Origin of the sequence: Azospirillum lipoferum, assembly GCF_024170005.1 — a bacterium.
Taxonomy (GTDB): domain Bacteria; phylum Pseudomonadota; class Alphaproteobacteria; order Azospirillales; family Azospirillaceae; genus Azospirillum; species Azospirillum lipoferum.
This window is the reverse complement of sequence record NZ_JALJXJ010000003.1, coordinates 110,990-130,344: the sequence shown is the minus strand read 5'-3', so window position 1 is coordinate 130,344 and position 19,355 is coordinate 110,990. Positions and strand designations below refer to the sequence as shown.

The 19,355-nt window shown below is 66.9% G+C and carries 18 protein-coding genes; 2 read left to right on the top strand and 16 right to left on the bottom strand.

Annotation, left to right across the window (positions count from 1 at the left end; genetic code table 11):
- Positions 1 to 165: 165 nt before the first annotated feature.
- From argF to J2848_RS08045, 3 genes are all read right to left on the bottom strand, one after another.
- Positions 166 to 1,107 (bottom strand): ornithine carbamoyltransferase, encoded by a 942-nt coding sequence (gene argF, locus J2848_RS08055; protein WP_149229508.1) that lies wholly within the window; start codon positions 1,105 to 1,107, stop codon positions 166 to 168.
- Positions 1,104 to 2,276, bottom strand: a complete 1,173-nt coding sequence (locus tag J2848_RS08050; RefSeq protein WP_149229509.1) for an aspartate aminotransferase family protein — start codon at positions 2,274 to 2,276, stop codon at positions 1,104 to 1,106. The genes argF and J2848_RS08050 overlap by 4 nt, the downstream gene beginning before the upstream one ends.
- A gap of 123 nt (positions 2,277 to 2,399) precedes the next feature.
- Complete coding sequence (locus tag J2848_RS08045; RefSeq protein ID WP_149229510.1) at positions 2,400 to 3,203, bottom strand: ABC transporter permease; 804 nt, start codon at positions 3,201 to 3,203, stop codon at positions 2,400 to 2,402.
- Between the two features lie 122 nt (positions 3,204 to 3,325).
- On the opposite strand from J2848_RS08045, the gene J2848_RS08040 reads away from it, so the two are divergent.
- On the top strand, positions 3,326 to 3,934 hold the full coding sequence (locus J2848_RS08040; RefSeq protein ID WP_149229511.1) for a regulatory protein RecX: 609 nt from the start codon (positions 3,326 to 3,328) through the stop codon (positions 3,932 to 3,934).
- A gap of 212 nt (positions 3,935 to 4,146) precedes the next feature.
- Here J2848_RS08040 and rpmB read toward each other — a convergent pair whose 3' ends face one another.
- From rpmB to hisN, 10 genes are all read right to left on the bottom strand, one after another.
- Positions 4,147 to 4,446: a 50S ribosomal protein L28 gene (rpmB, locus tag J2848_RS08035; protein ID WP_012973047.1), complete on the bottom strand. Its 300-nt coding sequence runs from the start codon at positions 4,444 to 4,446 to the stop codon at positions 4,147 to 4,149.
- A 230-nt stretch (positions 4,447 to 4,676) separates the two neighbouring features.
- Entirely contained in the window at positions 4,677 to 5,408 is a 732-nt protein-coding gene (locus tag J2848_RS08030; protein ID WP_149229512.1) for a hypothetical protein, read from the bottom strand.
- Between the two features lie 214 nt (positions 5,409 to 5,622).
- Positions 5,623 to 6,633, bottom strand: a complete 1,011-nt coding sequence (gene meaB, locus J2848_RS08025) for a methylmalonyl Co-A mutase-associated GTPase MeaB (protein WP_149229513.1) — start codon at positions 6,631 to 6,633, stop codon at positions 5,623 to 5,625.
- Between the two features lie 70 nt (positions 6,634 to 6,703).
- The gene (locus J2848_RS08020) at positions 6,704 to 8,344 is read right to left on the bottom strand and encodes an ABC transporter ATP-binding protein (protein ID WP_149229514.1); all 1,641 of its coding nucleotides are present in this window, start codon (positions 8,342 to 8,344) and stop codon (positions 6,704 to 6,706) included.
- A gap of 39 nt (positions 8,345 to 8,383) precedes the next feature.
- The gene (locus J2848_RS08015; protein ID WP_149229515.1) at positions 8,384 to 9,469 is read right to left on the bottom strand and encodes an ABC transporter permease; all 1,086 of its coding nucleotides are present in this window, start codon (positions 9,467 to 9,469) and stop codon (positions 8,384 to 8,386) included.
- A complete protein-coding gene (locus J2848_RS08010) occupies positions 9,469 to 10,581 on the bottom strand; it encodes a microcin C ABC transporter permease YejB (RefSeq protein ID WP_149229516.1) in 1,113 nt (370 codons plus the stop codon). Before J2848_RS08010 ends, J2848_RS08015 begins: the two co-directional genes overlap by 1 nt.
- Before the next feature lie 75 nt (positions 10,582 to 10,656).
- A complete protein-coding gene (locus J2848_RS08005; protein WP_149229517.1) occupies positions 10,657 to 12,522 on the bottom strand; it encodes an extracellular solute-binding protein in 1,866 nt (621 codons plus the stop codon).
- A 74-nt stretch (positions 12,523 to 12,596) separates the two neighbouring features.
- Positions 12,597 to 14,447 (bottom strand): extracellular solute-binding protein, encoded by a 1,851-nt coding sequence (locus tag J2848_RS08000; protein WP_149229518.1) that lies wholly within the window; start codon positions 14,445 to 14,447, stop codon positions 12,597 to 12,599.
- Positions 14,448 to 14,527: 80 nt separating this feature from the next.
- Positions 14,528 to 15,028: a hypothetical protein gene (locus J2848_RS07995; RefSeq protein WP_149229519.1), complete on the bottom strand. Its 501-nt coding sequence runs from the start codon at positions 15,026 to 15,028 to the stop codon at positions 14,528 to 14,530.
- Between the two features lie 33 nt (positions 15,029 to 15,061).
- Entirely contained in the window at positions 15,062 to 15,844 is a 783-nt protein-coding gene (gene hisN, locus J2848_RS07990; protein ID WP_149229520.1) for a histidinol-phosphatase, read from the bottom strand.
- 177 nt (positions 15,845 to 16,021) lie between these two features.
- Here hisN and nudC point away from each other — a divergent pair, with 177 nt between their 5' ends.
- Positions 16,022 to 16,927 (top strand): NAD(+) diphosphatase, encoded by a 906-nt coding sequence (gene nudC / locus J2848_RS07985; protein WP_149229521.1) that lies wholly within the window; start codon positions 16,022 to 16,024, stop codon positions 16,925 to 16,927.
- Positions 16,928 to 16,936: 9 nt separating this feature from the next.
- Here nudC and J2848_RS07980 read toward each other — a convergent pair whose 3' ends face one another.
- From J2848_RS07980 to J2848_RS07970, 3 genes are all read right to left on the bottom strand, one after another.
- Positions 16,937 to 17,245: a hypothetical protein gene (locus tag J2848_RS07980; protein ID WP_149229522.1), complete on the bottom strand. Its 309-nt coding sequence runs from the start codon at positions 17,243 to 17,245 to the stop codon at positions 16,937 to 16,939.
- A gap of 340 nt (positions 17,246 to 17,585) precedes the next feature.
- Complete coding sequence (locus tag J2848_RS07975) at positions 17,586 to 18,452, bottom strand: prephenate dehydratase (RefSeq protein ID WP_149229523.1); 867 nt, start codon at positions 18,450 to 18,452, stop codon at positions 17,586 to 17,588.
- Between the two features lie 44 nt (positions 18,453 to 18,496).
- Positions 18,497 to 19,300, bottom strand: coding sequence for a 3-deoxy-manno-octulosonate cytidylyltransferase (locus J2848_RS07970; protein WP_149229524.1), 804 nt, complete (start codon positions 19,298 to 19,300; stop codon positions 18,497 to 18,499).
- Positions 19,301 to 19,355 lie beyond the last annotated feature (55 nt).

The window sequence follows — 19,355 nt, the reverse complement described above, 5'->3', positions numbered from 1 at the left end:
GCGGATTCCTTAAGACAGAGACCGGTTATGCAGGCGTAGGGCCGAAGATCGGGGTGCGGAGAGAGTGAATCAAGGCCGGCAGGGCACCCATGCGAGTTTGGCCCTCTCCCGGCGGCGGGAGAGGGCCAAATCGAAGCGCAGAGTGCAGGGATCAGGTGCTGAGCGTCAGTCCAGAACGCCCATGCACCAGCCGAGGATGGCCTTCTGGGCGTGCAGGCGGTTTTCCGCCTCGTCCCAGACCACCGAATGGCGGCCGTCGATCACGCCGTCGGTCACTTCCTCGTTCCGGTGGGCCGGCAGGCAGTGCATGAACAGCGCCTCGGGATGGGCGTGCGCCATCAGCGCCTCGTTCACCTGATAGGGGGCGAGGATCGCCGCGCGTTCGTCCACATCGGTGTTGTGCATGGAGGCCCAGGCGTCGGTGATGACGCATTCGACCCCGCGCACCGCCTCTTGCGGCGATTCGGTGACGACCAGACGGCCGGTGCCTTCGCGTTCGGCCCAGGCCAGCAGCTCCGGCGACGGGCCATAGACGGTCGGGCAGGCAAGGCGCAGCTCGAAACCGAAGCGGACGGCGGCATGCGCCCAGCTGACCGCAACGTTGTTGCAATCGCCGATCCAGGCGACGGTCCGGCCGTTGATCGGACCGCGATGCTCCTCGAACGTCATCAGGTCGGCCATGATCTGGCAGGGGTGGGTCTGGTCGGTCAGGCCGTTGATGATCGGGATGCTGGCATGGGCGGCCAGCTCATGCACCCGCTCCTCGCCCGTGGTGCGGACCATCACCGCATCGACGAAGCGCGACAGCACGCGGGCGGTGTCGCCGATGGTCTCGCCGCGGCCCAGCTGCATGTCGTCGGGCTTCAGCACCACGACGCTGCCGCCGAACTGCTGCATGCCGACCTCGAAGGACACGCGGGTGCGGGTCGAGGGCTTCTCGAAGATCAGGGCCAGCGAGCGGCCGGCCAGCAGGGTCGAATGGGCCAGCCGGTCCTTCTTCAGGTCGGCCTTGATGCGGACGGCATGGTCGAGCAGGCGGCGCAGGGTGGCGCCGTCCAGCCGGTCGATGTCGAGAAAATGCCGGACTGTCTTGTTGTCGCCGCTCATCCCACGCACTCCTGCGCCGTCCGGTCGAGAATCCCGACGGCTTCGTTCACTTCGGCCTCGCCGATGTTCAGGGGCGGCAGCAGCCGCACCACATTGTCGCCGGCCGGAACCGCCAGCAGGCCGTTGGCGCGCAGCTTCGCCACCACCTCGCCAACCGGCTGGCCGAGCTTCAGGCCCAGCATCAGGCCCTGGCCGCGCAGTTCCAGGAACATCGCCGGATGCCTGGCGATCAGTTCCTCCAGGCGGCCACGCATATAGGCGGAGGTCTTCTGGACCTCGTCCAGGAAGCCCGGCGCCAGCATGACGTCCAGCACGGCGTTGCCGACGGCGGTCGCCAGCGGGTTGCCGCCATAGGTCGAGCCGTGGGTGCCGGCGGTCATGCCGGATGCCGCACGCTCGGTGGCGAGGCAGGCGCCGAGCGGGAAGCCGCCGCCGATGCCCTTGGCGACGCACATGACGTCCGGGGTGATGCCGGCCCATTCATGGGCGAACAGCTTGCCGGTGCGGCCCATGCCGCACTGGATCTCGTCCAGGAACAGCAGCAGGCCATGCTCGTCGCACAGCGCGCGCAGGCCGCGCAGGAACTCCACCGAGCCGGCGCGGATGCCGCCCTCGCCCTGGATCGGCTCGACGCAGATGCCGCCGGTCTGCGGTGTGATCGCGGCGCGCACGGCGTCGAGGTCGCCGAACGGTACCTGATCGAAGCCGTCCAGCAGCGGGTCGAAGCCGTGCACCAGCTTCTCCTGCTTGGCGGCGGAGATGGCGCCCAGCGTGCGGCCGTGGAAGGCCTGCTCGAAGGTGATGATGCGGTTCTTCTGCGGGTTGCCGCTGTCATAATGGTATTTGCGGACGGCCTTGGCGCCGCATTCCCACGCTTCCGCACCGGAGTTGGTGAAGAACACGGTGTCGGCGAAGGTCACCTCGGTCAGGCGCTTGCCCAGGCTCTCCTGCCCGGCGACGCGGAACAGGTTGGAGGTGTGCCACAGCTTGTTCGCCTGCTCGGTCAGCTTTTCCACCAGATAGGGATGCGCGTGACCCAGGGCGTTCACCGCGACGCCGGCGGCGAAGTCGAGGAATCGTCGCCCGTCGGTCGCGTAGAGATACGGACCTTGACCACGCTCGAAAACGATATCGGCGCGGGCGTATGTGGGCATAACGACGGGGATCACGGTTTCGTCTCCCAAAATGGAAAATCCGGCGGCCATGGCTGGCCGCCGGGAACGGCAAATATCCGGAGATTGATGGGTTCTGTCAACGGATAGGGGCAAAAGCGCGCTGGTTTCGCAGAGTCTTCACGCTTTAAGCTTGTAGCCGGTCTTGAACATGCGCCAAGCCAGCCACCACAGCCCGACATTCACGCCCAGCATCACGGCGACACCCAGCCAGCGCGCCCCGTCGGACACCCCGATGAAGCCGTAGCGGAAGCCGTCGATCATGTAGAAGAAGGGGTCGAAATGGGCGACCCACCAGAAGACCGGCGGCAGGGTGTCGACCGAATAGAAGGTGCCGGACAGGAAGGACAGCGGCGTCACCACGAAGTTGGTCACCGCGGCGATGTTGTCGAATTTCTCCGACCAGACGCCGCCGATCAGCCCCAGCAGCGACAGCAGCATCGACGCCATCACCGCATGGAACAGCACGAAGCCCGGATGCGGCATGTGCAGCGGGATCACCGCCCAGATGGCCAGCCCGGTCACCAGACCGACCACGACGCCGCGGGTGATGCCGCCGAAGACGAAGCCGCTCACCAGTTCCATCGGCGACAGCGGCGGCATCAGGATGTCGACGATGTTGCCCTGGACCTTGGCGATCACCACCGAAGAGGAGGTGTTGGCGAAGGCGTTCTGCACCATCGCCATCATGATCAGGCCGGGAGCCAGGAATTCCAGGTAGGGTGTCGCGCCGACCATCCGCACCGCCGATCCCAGCGACAGGGCGAACACCGCGTAATAGAGCAGCGTCGTCACCACCGGCGCCCAGACGGTCTGCTGGTGCACCTTGATGAAGCGCCGCACCTCGCGTGCGTAGAGCGTCCACAGGCCGATCCAGTTGACGGAACCGACGTTGCGCGGCATGGGAGGAAGGGGGAGGGTCATCGCGTCATGAACTGCCTGTTGGGCTGCCTGTCTGGCTGCCTGTTGGGAACCGGCCGGTACAAGGCCACGGACTGTACGTGCCGCCAATCCGTCCGGCAACCGCCGCCGCCGAAGGGACTGCCATGAACACCGACGACAAGCGCCCTTTGAACAAGAACACTGGGAACAAGAACGCTGGTCCCCCGGCCAGGAAGCCGCCGAAGCGTGTCACGCCCCAGTATCTGGAGAATGCGGCGCTGCATTACCTGGAGCGCTTCGCCAGTTCGACCGCCAACCTGCGGCGTGTGCTGATGCGCAAGGTCGACCTGTCGGCCAAGGCGCACGGCACCGATCGCGAGGAGGGCGCCCGCTGGGTGGATGAACTGCTGGCCCGCTATGTCCGCAGCGGGCTGCTGAACGACGAGACCTATGCCCGCATGCGCACCGAGAGCCTGCACCGCCGCGGCGCCTCCACCCGGCTGATCGCCCAGAAACTGGCCGGCAAGGGCATCGGCCGCGACGAGGCCGACAAGGCGCTGGACAGCCTGCGCGAGGATGTCGGGCCGGACCTGGACCTGACGGCGGCGCTGGCGCTCGCCAAGCGGCGGCGGCTGGGACCTTACCGTCGGCCGGAACAGCGTGAGGCGCACCGGGAGAAGGACATGGCGGCGCTGGGGCGTGCCGGCTTCGGCTACGAGATCGCCCGGCGGGTGGTGGATGCGGAGGATCCGGACGAGGTTCTGGGAGAGTAAGGGGGACGGTTGATGGAACATCGTGGAACGTCTTTCCCGGAGATGTTCCACGCACCCCCGGAAACGACGAAACGCGCGGCACCCTTTCGGATGTCGCGCGCCGCTCTCTTACCGGGAGTCGGAATCGTCCTGTACGCGTCCTAAATCTCGTCAGCGGAGCGGCAAGCGCTCCGCCTCAGCACACCAAACGCGCCCCAGAATCGGGGAAGCGATCAGGCCGCAGCCTGCTGCTTCTCCTGCGCCTTGGAGATCCGGCGCTTGATGCGACGGGCGTCCAGGCTCAGCACCGCGTCCTTCGCGTCGAGCAGGAAGGCGTCGAGGCCGCCCTTGTGCTCGATCGAGCGGATCGCGTTCACCGAGAGGCGCAGACGCACCAGCTGCCCCAGGCTGTCGCTGAGCAGCGACGTTTCCTGGAGGTTCGGCTGGAAGCGGCGGCGATTCTTGTTGTTGGCGTGGCTGACGTTGTTGCCAAACTGCGTGCCCTTGCCGGTCACGGAGCACCGACGTGCCATCGGACTGATCCTTTACTTTAGCAAATGAAACCCGGTAACGGACGGCCTGCCGCCCGAAGGAGGCCGCTATATAGTCGAACAAAAGCGCCGTCGTCAAGCCTGTCTTCGAGCCGGGATCCGCGATGAAACCATCAAAGGCTGAGTCGTCGCGGGAAGATGGAGAGTCGAAGCGCAGCGGCCTCTTCGATCTGCCGAAGAGACGCGCCGCGCCAATCTTGTGCTGACGGGTGTCAGTTCACAGTCGGGGAGGTCTTCGACGCCGGCTTGGCGGCGACCGGCTTGGCGGCGCGGCGCGGCGCCGGCTTGGCAGCGGCCTTCGCCTCGGCGGCGACGGGAGCGGCCGGGGCGGCCTTCTCGGCCTTCACCGTTTCAACCAGCTCCTTCACCGGCACCTCGACCGGCTTGGCGGCCGGGGCGGCAACGACCGGGGCGATCTCCGCAGGCTTGGCCGGAACCGGGGCGGGAGCAGCCTTCGGAGCCTCGACGACCGGGGCCGGAGCGGGGGCTTCGACCTTCGCCTCGACCTTCGGCAGGTCTACCTTCGGCGTGGCGACCGTCACCGGTGCGGGCTTCGGCGCCTCGGCCTTCGGGGCCGGAGCAGCCACAGGAGCGGCAACCGGCGCAGCCGGCGGTGCAACATCGGCGACCGGAGTCGGCAGCGCGGTGATCTCGGCGGCGATCTTGGTGGAGACGTCCAGGAAGCCCTGCACGCTCTCGGTTACGCGGGCCTGGGTGGTGGACAGCCAGTCGCGCTGCAGGGCGGCCAGATCGGCGGCGTTGCGGGCCTTGCCCAGCCCGGCGGCCAGACGGCTGGCATCGTTGACCGAGGCGGTCACGCCGTCGAACCAGCGGCGGTAGCCGTCCTGGACCAGGGTGGCGACGCGGGCGGACTTGGCGGCGGTGGTTTGGGCGTTGGTCTTGAACAGGTTCAGGACATTGGCGGGGGTCGGCTGAGCGGTCATGGCGTTGTCTCCCGTGGAACAAGGCATATTGGCGGAAACGGAAAGGCCGCTCCGGCGTAACCCCAGGAGACCGCGGGCACCCCGGCCCAAGCGACAGACGCGAATCGAAACAGGTCGATTCGGCGCACGCCGCCCCTTTCCCGCCCGGTGCAGAATAGCCCTACAGGTGGTGCGGTGCAACGGATTTGTTGCGGTGCAACATAAGCTGAACGGGTTATGCGCCGCCCGTTTGGTCGAGGAAGCGTCCCAGAAGGGTGTGGGCCGCCGCCGCCGGGATGGTGGTGCCGGCGGTCACCTCCGCCTCGAGTCGCGCCAGATCGGCGCGGACGGCGGGGTGGGCGCGGAAGCGGTCGATCAGCGTCTCGCGGATTTCGCTCCACAACCAGGCGCGGGCCTGCTCCGCCCGGCGGGTGGCACGGGCGCCGTTGGCCTCGGTCAGCGCCTTGTGCTCGCCGATGGTATCCCACACCGTGTCGATGCCGATCTTCCGGAAGGCGGAGCAGCTGAGCACCGGCACCCGCCAGTCGCCATGGCGCAGCAGGGCCAGCGCGTGGCGGTAGTCGGCGACGGTATGCCGGGCCGTGGCGGCGAGATCGCCGTCGGCCTTGTTGACGACGACGAGATCGGCCAGTTCGACGATGCCCTTCTTGATGCCCTGAAGCTCGTCGCCGCCGGCCGGCAGCAGCAGCAGCATGAACAGGTCGACCATGTCGGCGACCGCCGTTTCCGACTGGCCGACGCCGACCGTCTCCACCACGATCACGTCGAAGCCGGCGGCCTCGCAGACCAGCATCGCCTCGCGCGTGCGGCGCGCCACCCCACCCAGCGTCGCACCCGCCGGGGACGGGCGGATGAAGGCATTGGCCTCGCGCGACAGATCGACCATGCGGGTCTTGTCGCCCAGGATCGAGCCGCCGGTGCGCTGCGACGACGGATCGACCGCCAGCACCGCGACCTTGTGCCCCAGCCCGATGACATGCAGCCCGAACGCCTCGATGAAGGTCGATTTGCCGACTCCCGGCACGCCGGAGATGCCGAGTCGCACCGAGTTTCCGGTGTAGGGCAGCAGCGCCGCCAGCAGGGCGTCGGCGGTGGCGCGATGGTCGGCGCGCGTCGATTCGATCAGCGTGATCGCCCGCGCCAGCGCCCGCCGGTCCCCCGACCGGACGGCCCCCGCGAGTTGGGTTGCGAGGCGGGCAGCGTCTTGCGGGGCGGTATCGGTCATTGCGGCGCGTCGGTCAGTGCAAGGGGAGGGCTACCCTACCCGTGGTGCAGTCCGGAATAAAGCCCATGCCTCACGTCCGCACCGCCGGCGACTCCACCGCCTCCAGGTTCAGGGCGGCGGCGAGCAGGGCGCGGGTGTATTCCTCGCGCGGCTCCTCGAAGATGCGCTGGGTCGGCCCCTGCTCGACCACCTTGCCGTCCTTCATCACCATGACGTGGCTGGACAGCGCCCGCACCACCCGCAGGTCGTGGCTGATGAACAGGTAGGCGAGGTTGTGGCGGGCCTGGATGTCGCGCAGCAGATCGACGATCTGCGCCTGTACCGACATGTCGAGCGCCGAGGTCGGCTCGTCCAGCACGACGAATTTCGGCTTCAGCACCAGGGCGCGGGCGATGGCGATGCGCTGGCGCTGGCCGCCGGAGAACTCGTGCGGGTAGCGGTTGCGCGCCTCGGGTGGCAGGCCGACCTCCTCCAGCGCGCGGGCGACCATCGCTTCGCGTTCCTTGCTGTCGCCGATGCCGTGGATGCCCAGCCCCTCGCCGATGATCTGGCCGACCGACAGGCGGGGAGACAGGCTGCCATAGGGGTCCTGGAAGACGATCTGCATCTCGCGGCGCAAGCCGCGCAGGCGCTTCGGCTGCCAGCCCTGGATGTCGGTGCCGTCGAAGCGGATGGCGCCCTGGCTGGCGTGCAGGCGCAAGAGCGCCAGACCAAGCGTCGTCTTGCCCGATCCCGATTCGCCGACGACGCCGACGGTGTGGCCGCGGCGGACCGCGACGTCGACTCCATCCACCGCCTTGATGTGGCCGACGGTGCGGCGCAGCAGGCCCTTCTTGATCGGGAAATGGACCTTCAGCCGGTCGGCGGCCATCACTTCCGTCGCATCCTCGGGCGGCGACAGCGGGTTGCCGCGCGGTTCGGCCGACAGCAGCTTTTTCGTGTAGGCGTGGCGCGGGCGGATGAAGAGGTCGTCGACCTTGGCCTGCTCGACGATCTCGCCCTGGTTCATCACGCAGACGCGGTCGGCCATCTTGCGCACCACGCCCAGATCGTGGGTGATCAGCAGCAGCGCCATGCCGAAGCGGCTTTGCAGATCCTTCAGCAGTGCCAGGATCTGCGCCTGGATGGTGACGTCGAGCGCCGTGGTCGGCTCGTCGGCGATCAGCAGGTCGGGTTCGTTGGCCAGCGCCATGGCGATCATCACGCGCTGGCGCTGGCCGCCCGACAGCTCGTGCGGGTAGGCGGTCAGCCGCTTTTCCGGATCGAGCAGGCCGACGAGGCGCAGCAGTTCCAGCGTGCGGGCGCGGGCGGCGCTGCTCGACAGGCGCTTGTGCAGGAACAGGGTCTCGTTGATCTGCCGCTCGATGCTGTGCAGCGGGTTCAGCGAGGTCATCGGCTCCTGGAAGATCATGGCGATGCGGTTGCCGCGCACCTGCCGCAGGGTCTTCTCCTCCGCACCCAGCAGTTCGGTGTCGCGGAAGCGGATCGAGCCGGCGGGGTGGTGTGCCATCGGGTAGGGCAGCAGTTGCAGGATCGACAGGGCGGTGACCGACTTGCCGGAGCCCGATTCGCCGACCAGCGCCAGCGTCTCGCCCTTCTGGATGTCGAAGGACACGCCCTTGACGGCCTGGGTCGCGCCGGCACCGGAGCGGAAATCGACGCGCAGGCCCCGCACGGACAGCAGGTCGGGGTTGGGGGGCATCAGGCTCATGTCGGGCTCTTCACGGTCGTCATCGTCTCACGGTCGTCGTCACTCCGCCGCCTCCTTGCGCGCGGCGGTCGCCGCGGCGGCCTCGCCGGGAAGCGCGGTGGACATCTGGGCGATGGTCTTGCGCGGGTCGAAGGCGTCGCGCACCGCCTCGCCGATGAAGATCAGCAGGCTCAGCATGATCGCCAGCACGAAGAAGGCGGTCAGGCCGAGCCAGGGCGCCTGGAGGTTGGCCTTGCCCTGGGCCAGCAGCTCGCCCAGCGACGGCGAGCCGGGCGGCAGGCCGAAGCCGAGGAAGTCCAGTGCCGTCAGGGTGGTGATCGAGCCGTTCAGGATGAAGGGCATGAAGGTCAGCGTCGCCACCATGGCGTTGGGCAGCACATGGCGCACCATGATGGTGACGTCGCCAGCGCCCAGCGCCTTGGCCGCGCGCACATAGTCGAGGTTGCGCGCCCGCAGGAACTCCGCCCGCACCACATGGACGAGCGAGGTCCACGAGAACAGCAGCAGCAGGCCCAAGAGCCACCAGAAGGTCGGCGTCACCACGCTGGCCAGGATGATGAGGAGGAACAGAGTGGGCAGCCCCTGCCAGATCTCGATGAAGCGCTGAAACAGCAGGTCGGTCAGCCCGCCGAAATAGCCCTGGACCGCGCCGGCCGCCACGCCGATCACCGAGGAGAAGGCGGTCAGCACCAGCCCGAACAGCACCGAGATGCGGAAGCCGTAGATCAGCCGCGCCACCACGTCGCGCCCCTGGTCGTCGGTGCCCAGCCAGTTGTCGGCCGACGGCGGGGCCGGGGCGGGGACCGGCAGATTGTAGTTGATGGTGCGGTAGCTGTAGGGGATCGGCGGCCAGACCATCCAGCCCTTGCCGTTGATCAGGTCGCGGACGTAAGCGTCGCGGTAATCGGTCTCGGTCTCGAACTCGCCGCCGAAGGTGGTCTCGGGATAGGTGTGGAAGACCGGCCAGTAATACTGCTCCTCGTAGCGGATCAGCAGCGGCTTGTCGTTGGCGATGAACTCCGCCCCCAGCGAGACGACGAACAGCACCAGGAAGATCCAGAAGGACCAGAAGCCGCGGCGGTTCGCCTTGAAGTTGGCCAGCCGGCGCCGGGTCAGCGGAGTCATCACACCCTCCGCGATTCGAAGTCGATGCGGGGATCGACCATCACATAGGTGATGTCGCCGACCAGATTCATGATCAGCCCCAGCAGCGTGAAGAAATAGAGCGTGCCGAACATCACCGGATAGTCGCGGTTGATCGCCGCCTCGAAGCCGAGCAGCCCCAGCCCGTCGAGCGAGAAGATCACCTCGATCAGCATGGCGCCGGTGAACAGGATGCCGATGAAGGCGCCGGGGAAACCGGCGATGACGATCAGCATGGCGTTGCGGAAGACATGGCCGTACAGCACGCGGTTCTCCGTCAGGCCCTTGGCCCGCGCGGTGATGACGTACTGCTTGCCGATCTCCTCCATGAAGGAATTCTTGGTCAGCATGGTCAGGCCGGCGAAGCCGCCGATCACCATCGACAGCACCGGCAGCGCCATGTGCCAGAAATAGTCGAGCACCTGTTTGTACCAGGGCAGGCTGCCCCAATTGTCGGAGACCAGTCCGCGGAGGGGAAACCAGTCGAGATAGCGCCCGCCGGCGAACACCACGATCAGCAGCACCGCGAACAGGAAACTGGGGATGGCATAGCCGACGATGACCACGCCGGAGGTCCAGACGTCGAAGGGCTGGCCGTCGCGCACCGCCTTGGCGATGCCGAGCGGGATGGAGACCAGATAGACGATCAGCGTCGTCCAGACACCGAGCGAGATCGACACCGGCATCTTTTCCAGAACCAGATCGACCACGCGGCGGTCACGGAAGTAGCTGGTGCCGAAATCGAACACGATGTAGTTCGACATCATGTGGATGAAGCGTTCGTGCAGCGGCTTGTCGAAGCCGAACTCCTTCTCCAGCTGCTTGATGAAGGCGGGGTCCAGCCCCTGGGCGCCGCGATATTTGCCGCCGCTGTCGCCGCCGGTCTGGTTCTGGCGCTGGGCGGCGGCATTGGCGTCGCCGCCGGCGCTGCCGCCGATGCGCGACGTCGCCTCCACCGCCGTGCCCTGGACGCGGGCGATCATCTGCTCGATCGGGCCGCCGGGGGCGATCTGCACGATCAGGAAATTGATCACCATGATCCCGAACAGGGTGGGGATGATCAGCAACAGGCGGCGGATGATGTAGGCCAGCATCGCGGGTGTCCCGACCCTCCCCAAATCTTCAGGTGGCAGTCTTCAAGGATACGACAGCTCAGACCAGACTATAGTTCAGGGTCCCGTGCGGCGTGGGCTGTTGGCCAGCTTGGCGTTCTTGTCCGCATCGACCCACCAGCTGTCCGAGAAGCCCAAGCCGTATTTCGGGGCAACCGCCGGATGGGAGAAACGGTTCCAATAGGCGACGCGGTAGACGTTGTCGTACCAGTGCGGAATGACGTACCAGTTCCACAACAGCACGCGGTCCAGCGCGCGGGTGGCGGTGATCAGCGCCTCGCGGTCGGGGGCGGCGATCAGAGTCTCCACCAGCTTGTCGACCGCCGGGTTCTTGATGCCGATGCTGTTGCGGCTGCCGGGCTGGTCGGCGCGCGAGGATTCCCAGTAATCGCGCTGTTCGTTGCCGGGCGACAACGACTGCGGGAACCGCTCTATGATCATATCGTAATCGAAATTATCTGTGCGGTTCTGGTACTGCGCACTGTCGATCACGCGGATCTGCGCCTCGATCCCGGCGCGCTCCAGATTGCGGACGAAGGGCTGGACGATGCGTTCCATATCGGCTTGGACCAGCAGGATCTCGAAGCGGAAGGTCTGGCCTTGCGCATTGGTCAGCTTGCCGTTCTTCAGATCCCAGCCGGCCTCCTTCAGCAGGCCGAGTGCCGTGCGCAGGTTGCCGCGGATGTTGCCGCTGGCGTCGGTCTTCGGCGGCTCGAAGGGCTTGGTGAACACCTCGTCCGGGATCTGGCCGCGGAAGGGTTCCAGCAGCTTCAGTTCGGCGGGGGAGGGCAGGCCGGTGGCCGCCAGTTCGGTGTTGGCGAAATAGCTTTTGGTGCGCTGATAGAGGCCGTAGGACAGGTTGGCGCGCGTCCATTCATAGTCGAACAGGTAATTCAGCGCTTCGCGCACGCGGCGGTCCTGGAAGATCGGGCGGCGGATGTTGAAGACGAAGGCTTGCATGCCCTGCGGGTCTTCGTGCTTGATCTCCTCCTTGATGATCTGGCCGTTCTGCACCGCCGGGACATTGTAGCCGGTGACCCAGTTCTTCGACGAGTTCTCCAGCCGGAAATCAAAGGCGCCGGCCTTGAACGCCTCGAACGCCACGTCGAGGTCGCGGTAATAGTCGAAGCGGATGCGGTCGAAATTGTAGCGGCCACGGTTGATCGGCAGATCCTTCGCCCACCAGTCCTTTACCCGTTCAAGGATGATGGCGCGGCCGGGCTGGACGTCGACCACCTTGTAGGGACCGCTGCCGATCAGCGGTTCCAGAGTCGTGGTGGCGAAATCGCGGTTGGCGAAGGCATGCTTGGGCAGCACCGGCAGCTGGCCCATGATGACCGGCAGTTCGGGATTGTTGCCATCTCGGAACGAGAATTTGACCGTCCGCTCGCCGGTCTTCTCCGCCTTCACCACGTCGGCGTAATAGGTGCGGTAGAGCGGGTGGCCCTTTTCCTTCAGCGTGTCGAAGCTCCAGATCACGTCGTCGGCCGTGACCGGCTGGCCGTCGTGGAAGCGGGCCTGCGGCCGCAGGGTGAAGGCGACCCAGGTACGGTCGGGAGCGACCTCGATGCTTTCGGCCAGCAGGCCGTATTCGGTGATCCCCGCCTCGTCGCCGTTGCTGGTGGTCAGCGTCTCGAACGGCAGACTGGAGCCGGCGGCGGCCTGTCCGCGCAGGATGAAGGGGTTGAGATTGTCGAAGCTGCCGAAGGCCATCATCTTGACCTCGCCGCCCTTCGGGGCGTCGGGATTGACATAGTCGAGATGCTGGAAGTCAGGCCCGTATTTCGGCTTGCCGTGCAGGGACAGGGCGTGGCTGCCCTGGGTCTGAGCCGCGAGCGGGGACGCGAGCAGCGGAAGCCCCACCACCGCCATCATCACTGCCGCCGCCATACCGGTGCCCAGCCAGCGTATCCGACCCGTCATGCCCGATCCCCTCCCTCGCCTGTTTTCTCGAAAAGCGTTCAGCCTGATGGAGTTAGCCCCGCAATGGGGCGTCATCAAGGCTGCGCCCCTTTCTTTGCCGGATCGACCCACCAGGTCGCCGGGAAATTGGTGCTGCGATAGTCCTGGTCGTATTTCGGCCAGACCGCGGGATGGGCCAGCCACGCCTTGTGGGCGACCCAGCTTTCGGGGTTGTGCCATTGCGGCACCATGTAGAAGCCCCACAGCAGCACGCGGTCGAGCGCACGGGTGGCGGCCTGCACCGAGTCGAGGTCCTTGGCGGTCAGCGCCTTCTCGATCAGCGCGTCGGCCACCGGGTCATGGATGCCGGAATAGTTCGCCGATCCCTTGATGCCGGCGGCGGCGGAGCCGAAATAGCTGCGCAGTTCGGTGCCCGGCGGGGTGAAGAAGGCGAGATTGACGACGGTGGCGTCGAAATCGAATTCGTCCAGCCGCGCCTGATACTGGGCGGTGTCGACGAGGCGCATGGTGGCGTCGATGCCGACGCGGCGCAGGGTCTCGATGTAGGGCTGGGTGACGCGGGTCAGCGCGCCGGTGCCGTCGAGGAACTCGACCGCCATCACCTCGCCGGTCTTCCCGTTGGTCAGCTTGCCGTTGCGGGTCTCCCAGCCGGCTTCCTTGAACAGGCGCGTCGCCTCGCGCACCTGGGCGCGGTTGTTGCCACTGCCGTCGGTGGTCGGCAGGGTGAAGGGCTGGGTCAGCAAGCGGTCGGACAGCTGTGCCTTGAAAGGTTCCAGCAGGGCCAGCTCCGCCGGGCTTGGCGGACCCTTGGCGCCGAAATCGGAATTGGGGAAGTTGCTGAGCGTCCGCTTGTACTGGCCGTACAGGATGTTCTTCTGGATCCAGTCGAAATCGAACAGCAGGGCCAGCGCCTCGCGCACGCGCGGGTCGGCGAACTTGTCGCGGCGGGTGTTCAGGCGGAAGCCCTGGGCGCCCAGCGGCAGTTCGCTCGGCACCTCCAGCTTCTGGACGCGGCCATCCCTGGCGGCGGGAAAATCGTAACCGGTGGTCCAGCGCTGCGCCCGGTATTCGCCGCGGAAGTCGTAGGCGCCGGCCTTGAACGCCTCGAACATCACGTCGTCATCACGGTAGAAGTCGTCCTTCACCGTATCGAAATTGTAGAAGCCGCGCGCGGTCGGTAGATCCTTCGCCCACCAGTCGGCGACCCGCTCATAGGTGATGGAGCGGCCGGCATCGACCGTCTTGATCCGGTAGGGGCCGCTGCCCAGCACAGGCTCCAGCGTCGTCTTGGAGATGTCGCGACCGTTCGACGTCCACCAGTGCTTGGGCTGGGGGGAGAAGGTGGTGGCGAAGTCGATGATCGGCTTGATCTCCCCCGTGCCGGTCAGGGTGATCCTGAAGCGGCGGTCGTCCAGCGCCTCCACCTTGGCGATGTGGTCGAGGAAGGACTTGATGAAGGGGGCGCCATGGGCCTGGATGGTGTCCCAGGTGAAGACCACGTCGGCGCTGGTGATCGGCGTGCCGTCATGCCACCGGGCGCCCTGGCGCAGCGTGAAGACGGCCCAGCCGTAATCATCGGGCAGCTCGACACTCTCCGCCATGTGGGCATAGGCGGCGTCGAGTTCCCAGCCGGATCCGACCATCAGCGTGTCGGAGATCAGCCCCAGCGTACGCGGCCGCACCCCGCGCAGGATCAGCGTGTTCAGGCTGTCGTAAGTCCCCGGCTGCGATTCGGCCAGCCCGACCGAGCCGCCCTTCGGCGCGTCGGGATTGACGTGGGGGAAATGGGTGAAGCCGGGCTTGAACTGTGGCTCCCCGAACTGCTTCAGCGCGGTCACGGTCCGGGTGGCCGCCTGGGCCGGTGCCAGGAGCGCCGGCGCGGACAGGGTCAGGATCGTGGCGGCAATGGCGAGAAGGCGGCGCATCGGCGGTCCTGTATCGGGAGCGGGCATCTTGGTTAGATTGCCACGCCCGCTCTCCGGTCAAGCGCAATTCCGTTTTGGAGTCAGTTGCTTCGCACCGTGCGCCAGTGGTCGGCCATGCGGTCCATCAACTGACGATAGCGGCGATCGGTCCGCATCAGCTTGCGCACCGACTTCCCGTTGCGCGGGTCGGCCAGCATCCAGGCCTCCGCCGCCGCCTGATGTTCGGGATGGATCGACAACAGATAGATTGCCGCCTGTTCCGGAACCGAAACGGCTGTTTCCGCCAGACGCTCCAGGATCGCACCGACATAGATCGGCAGGACCCTGCGGAAATCCTCCGGTCCACCCTTCACGTCCGCACTGTCCGCCGGGGTGGCGCCATCGGTCATCAGGGCCTGCCGCTCGGCGGCGGGCAGGGCGAAGAAGGCGTCGAGCCCCAGCAGCAGGTCGCAGACGGTCTTCTTGCGTACCAGCCAGTTCGACCCCGCCGACACTCGCGCCGCCAGACCTTCCAGAAAGGGACGAAGCTTTTCGGGCGAGGTTTCGAAGACGGAACGGGTGGGCGGGGCGATGGCGATCATTTCGATATCCGAACAGGCGTTTTGGTCAGTGTATCAGCCGGCCAGCGCCTTCATGGCGTCCTGGTGGGTCTGCGGGTCGCCGGCGGCGATCACCCGGCCGCTGGAGTTGGCGTCGAGCGGCTTGCCCTCCCAATCCGTCATCAGTCCGCCGGCCCCAGTCACCACCGGCACCAGCGCCGCGAAATCGTACAGCTTCAGCCCCGACTCGACGACGAGGTCGTAATAGCCGGACGCCAGCAGCCCGTAGGTGTAGCAGTCGCCGCCATAGGATGCCGTCTTCACCTTGGCGGCGACGCGGCGGTAGGCCTCGTAATCGCTGCCGGGGAACAGGTCGGGCGAGGTGGTGCCGAACATGGCGGCACCCAGCCCACCGGGGCAGGGGCGGACGCGCACCGGCTGGCCGTTGTGCGTGGTCGGCCGCCCTTCGACACCGATCCAGCGGTCGCCGACGATGGGCTGGTCGATGATGCCCATCACCGGGCGGCCATGGTGCAGCAGGGCGATCAGCGTGCCGAAGATCGGCCTGCCGGTGATGAAGGACTTGGTGCCGTCGATGGGGTCGATCACCCAGACCCATTCGGCGTCCAGGTTCTTGGTGCCATGCTCCTCGCCATAGATGCCGTCGTCGGGGCGCTGGCTTTCGATGATGGTGCGGATGACATGCTCCGCCTCGCGGTCGGCGATGGTGACCGGCGAGGCGTCGGCCTTGTCGTCGATGGCGACGGGGGTGCGGAAATAGCGGCGGACCACGCTGCCGCTGGAGTCGGCCAACCGCTGGGCGAGCGCCACCATCGGGGCGGGGCAGGGTTCGGTCATGGTCGCTCCTTGAGGCTCTTGTCGATATCAGGTGCCGCATCCTAACGGCGCGAGTCCGCTGCGGAAACCCGAAAGCGCCCCGGCTCTGCTTGAGGAGAGGTCCCGGTTTTCCGCCGGGCAGGTCATCCGCCGGGAGGGCTTTCCGCCCGACGCGTCCTGTGGCAGCCTCGACCGGCCATGATGAACCGACCCAACATCTACGCCGCCACGCCGATCGACCGCGCCTCTCTCCGCCGCAAGGACGAGGATTGGCTGACGGAGGCCTGGCTCGCCCCCGCCTCCCGCGTTCTGCCGGTCTGGCAGACCAAAAGCTTCGTCGCCGGACCGGAGGATGCGCCGCGCGCCGTCCTGCTGCCGACGGAAGGGCTGGACGCGGTGCCGATCTTTCTCGGTCTGATGGACGGCACGCCCGTTTTCACGGTCGACCTGTCGATGGTCGAGGATCCGGACGCGCTCCCGGCATTGCGCGGCCATGGCCGTTTCGAGGATCTGCGCGTCACCGGGCCGCTGATGCCGGAGGGGGAGGCGGCGTTGTGCGCCTATGCCCGCGGCATGGTGTGGTGGAACGCCCGCCACCGTTTCTGCGGCGTCTGCGGCTCTCCGGCGGCGACGGCGGAGGGCGGGCATGTGCGTCTCTGCACCAACCCCGACTGCGCCACCCACCATTTCCCCCGGACCGACCCGGCGGTGATCATGCTGGTTCATGACGGCGGCGACCGGGCCGTCCTCGGCCGGCAGAGCCGCTTCCCGCCCGGCATGCATTCGGTGCTGGCCGGCTTCGTCGAGCCGGGCGAAAGCCTGGAGGACACCGTCGCCCGCGAGGTGTTCGAGGAGGTCGGGTTGACCGTGACGGACATCCAGTACCGCTCGTCGCAGCCCTGGCCCTTCCCCTCCTCGCTGATGCTGGGCTTCACTGCGCGGGCCACCAGCTTCGATATCGACACCGGCAACGACGAGCTGGAAAGCGCCCGCTGGTTCGACCGCGATTTCCTGCGCACCCACACCCCGGACGAGACCTTCCGCCTTGCCCGCCGCGATTCGATCGCCCATCGCCTGATCCGGGAATGGATGGCGGAGGGATGATCGCCTCCCCTAATGCCGCCGATGCGGTCCCGCCACGCGCGTAGGCGAACGGCGGCGGTCGAAGGGGTTGGGGTGGCGGGTGCAGGTGTCGTTGTAGAGCGCCATCAGGGACGCCGCTTCGGCCGGGCGGCGGAGGCTGGCGCTGCACAGATTGTCCCACACCATCTGGCGGACGGCGGCGTCACCCCAGGGCTCGTGCAGAAGCGAGGCGCCCTTTTCCAGGGCGGTCATGAAGGGGAGATGTTCGTGGGCGGCGATCTGCGCCACCTCCTCCGCCTCCAGATTGGCCAACCCCAAACAATCTTCCATCGTGAGCATGGCAACCTCCATCCGTGGCGCCATGGCCGTCGGCGGGGTTTTCACCCGTCAGCCGCCGTGGTTTTTTAGAGTCTGTCTGGTGCTTATTGAAGCACCAGACAGACTCTAAGCTTTTAGTTTTCCGTGTGATTCACGCTTCAAGCGATTCCGCTTGAACCGATCACACTCCAGTCGTCGAAAAATTGTGGAGCCGGTCTCTGCCGGCCTTTTCTGTATAACAATTTCTGCTAATCTTGCCCAGCGCTGACCGCTCGCGACCATGGCTAAGTCGCGTCACTGCGGCGGAATGACGCGCGACTTATGGCAACTGCGAAAAGACTTGCGGCGTTGCGGGAGGGATTCAGTCCTCGCCGACGAGTTGGCTTTCCTGATAGCGGAAGGGGTTGGCCGGATAGACGCCCAGGATCTTCACCTCGCGGGCGAAGAAGTCCAGCTCCTCCAGGGCGAGGCGCAGGGGACGTTCGTCCGGGTGGCCCTCGACGTCGGCGTAGAACTGGGTCTGGGTGAAGTGGCCGCCGACCATGTAGCTTTCCAGCTTGGTCATGTTGATGCCGTTGGTGGCGAAGCCGCCCAGCGCCTTGTACAGCGCGGCCGGCACGCTGCGGACGCGGAAGACGAAGGTGGTGATCGTCTTGCAGGACCCCAGCGCCGGCAGCTTCGGCTCGCGCGCCAGGATCAGGAAGCGGGTGGTGTTGTGGGTGGCGTCCTCAATCCCGCTCTTCAGGATGTCCAGCCCGTAGATCTCGGCGGCCAGCGAGGAGGCGATGGCGGCATGACGCGGGTCGTTCATCGCCGCGATCTCCTTCGCGGCCCCCGCCGTGTCGGCGTGATTGATCGCCTGCAAACCCAGGCTGCGGATGGCGGTCTGGCACTGCGACAGCGCCTGGATGTGGCTGCGCACCGTCTGGATGCTGTCCAGCGTGGCGCCCTTCGGTGCCAGCAACTGGTGGTTCACCCGCTGGAAATGCTCGCCGATGATATGCAGGCCGCCTTCGGGCAGCAGATAGTGGTTGTCGGCGACGCGGCCGGCGATGGAGTTCTCCACCGGGATCATCGCCAGCGAGGCGCGGCCTTCGCGCACGGCGGAGAAAGCGTCCTCGAAGGTGGCGCAGGGCATCGTCGTCATGGTCGGTCGCGCGTTGCGGCAGGCCAGATCGGAATAGGCGCCGGGGAAGCCCTGGAAGGCGATGATGTTGGACGTGCCCATGAGCGGTGTTTCCCCCGGCGGATCTTAAATAAGAGATTGATATATCAGGCGCCGGCCGCCTTGCGGCCGGACAGCAGGGCGCAGGCGCGCTCCAGGTCGGCGGGAGTATCGACACCCAGCGGAACCGCGTCAACGACCGCCGCGTCGATGCGCATGCCGTTGGACAGGGCGCGCAGCTGCTCCAGCCGTTCGCGCTGCTCCAGCACCGACGGCGGCAGCGACACGAAACGCTCCAGCGCCGCCCGGCGATAGGCGTAGAGGCCGATGTGATGATAGAGCGGCCCGTCGCCGGTCGGCGCGGTGGCGCGGGTGAAATAGAGCGCGCGGCCCTGGCGGGCCCCGGCCGGCAGCTCCAGCACCGCCTTCACCACGTTGGGGTTGGTCCGCTCCTCTTCCCGCGTGATCTCGGCGACCAGGGTGGCGATGTCGACCTCCGGGTCGGTCAGCGGGGCGAAGGCGGCGCGCACGCTTTCCGGTTCGATGGTCGGCAGGTCACCCTGCACGTTGACCACCGCGTCGTGCCGCCCCTCCGGGTCGATCAGCTGTACCGCCTCGAAGATGCGGTCGGATCCCGAGGGATGGTCGGGGCGCGTCAGCACCGCGGTGCCGCCGGCAGCCTCGACGGCGCGGGCGATCTCCGGTTCGGCGCAGGCGACCACCACCGGGCCGATCTCCGCCTCCATGGCGCGGCGCAGCACATGGACGATCATCGGCGCGCCCAGGATGTCGGCCAGCGGCTTGCCGGGCAGCCGGACGGAGGCCATGCGCGCCGGAATCACCACGACCGGGTTGGTGGAGCGGCCACCGAGGGAAATGGCGGAAGGGCTGGCGGGGGCGTTGGTCGGCATGGCTCAAAGACTCCGGTGGGGAAGCTCCGGTAAGATCACGGATCCGTGACATAAC

Coding starts and splice junctions, on each gene's coding strand:
- meaB (WP_149229513.1), bottom strand. CDS start 6,633: ATGACCGATACCGCCCCGCAAGACGCTGCCCGCCTCGCAACCCAACTC.
- argF (WP_149229508.1), bottom strand. CDS start 1,107: ATGAGCGGCGACAACAAGACAGTCCGGCATTTTCTCGACATCGACCGG.
- J2848_RS07995 (WP_149229519.1), bottom strand. CDS start 15,028: ATGATCGCCATCGCCCCGCCCACCCGTTCCGTCTTCGAAACCTCGCCC.
- J2848_RS07980 (WP_149229522.1), bottom strand. CDS start 17,245: ATGCTCACGATGGAAGATTGTTTGGGGTTGGCCAATCTGGAGGCGGAG.
- J2848_RS08010 (WP_149229516.1), bottom strand. CDS start 10,581: ATGCTGGCCTACATCATCCGCCGCCTGTTGCTGATCATCCCCACCCTG.
- J2848_RS08000 (WP_149229518.1), bottom strand. CDS start 14,447: ATGCGCCGCCTTCTCGCCATTGCCGCCACGATCCTGACCCTGTCCGCG.
- J2848_RS08040 (WP_149229511.1), top strand. CDS start 3,326: ATGAACACCGACGACAAGCGCCCTTTGAACAAGAACACTGGGAACAAG.
- J2848_RS08045 (WP_149229510.1), bottom strand. CDS start 3,203: ATGACCCTCCCCCTTCCTCCCATGCCGCGCAACGTCGGTTCCGTCAAC.
- J2848_RS08030 (WP_149229512.1), bottom strand. CDS start 5,408: ATGACCGCTCAGCCGACCCCCGCCAATGTCCTGAACCTGTTCAAGACC.
- rpmB (WP_012973047.1), bottom strand. CDS start 4,446: ATGGCACGTCGGTGCTCCGTGACCGGCAAGGGCACGCAGTTTGGCAAC.
- J2848_RS08015 (WP_149229515.1), bottom strand. CDS start 9,469: ATGACTCCGCTGACCCGGCGCCGGCTGGCCAACTTCAAGGCGAACCGC.
- J2848_RS08005 (WP_149229517.1), bottom strand. CDS start 12,522: ATGACGGGTCGGATACGCTGGCTGGGCACCGGTATGGCGGCGGCAGTG.
- nudC (WP_149229521.1), top strand. CDS start 16,022: ATGATGAACCGACCCAACATCTACGCCGCCACGCCGATCGACCGCGCC.
- J2848_RS07975 (WP_149229523.1), bottom strand. CDS start 18,452: ATGGGCACGTCCAACATCATCGCCTTCCAGGGCTTCCCCGGCGCCTAT.
- J2848_RS07970 (WP_149229524.1), bottom strand. CDS start 19,300: ATGCCGACCAACGCCCCCGCCAGCCCTTCCGCCATTTCCCTCGGTGGC.
- hisN (WP_149229520.1), bottom strand. CDS start 15,844: ATGACCGAACCCTGCCCCGCCCCGATGGTGGCGCTCGCCCAGCGGTTG.
- J2848_RS08020 (WP_149229514.1), bottom strand. CDS start 8,344: ATGAGCCTGATGCCCCCCAACCCCGACCTGCTGTCCGTGCGGGGCCTG.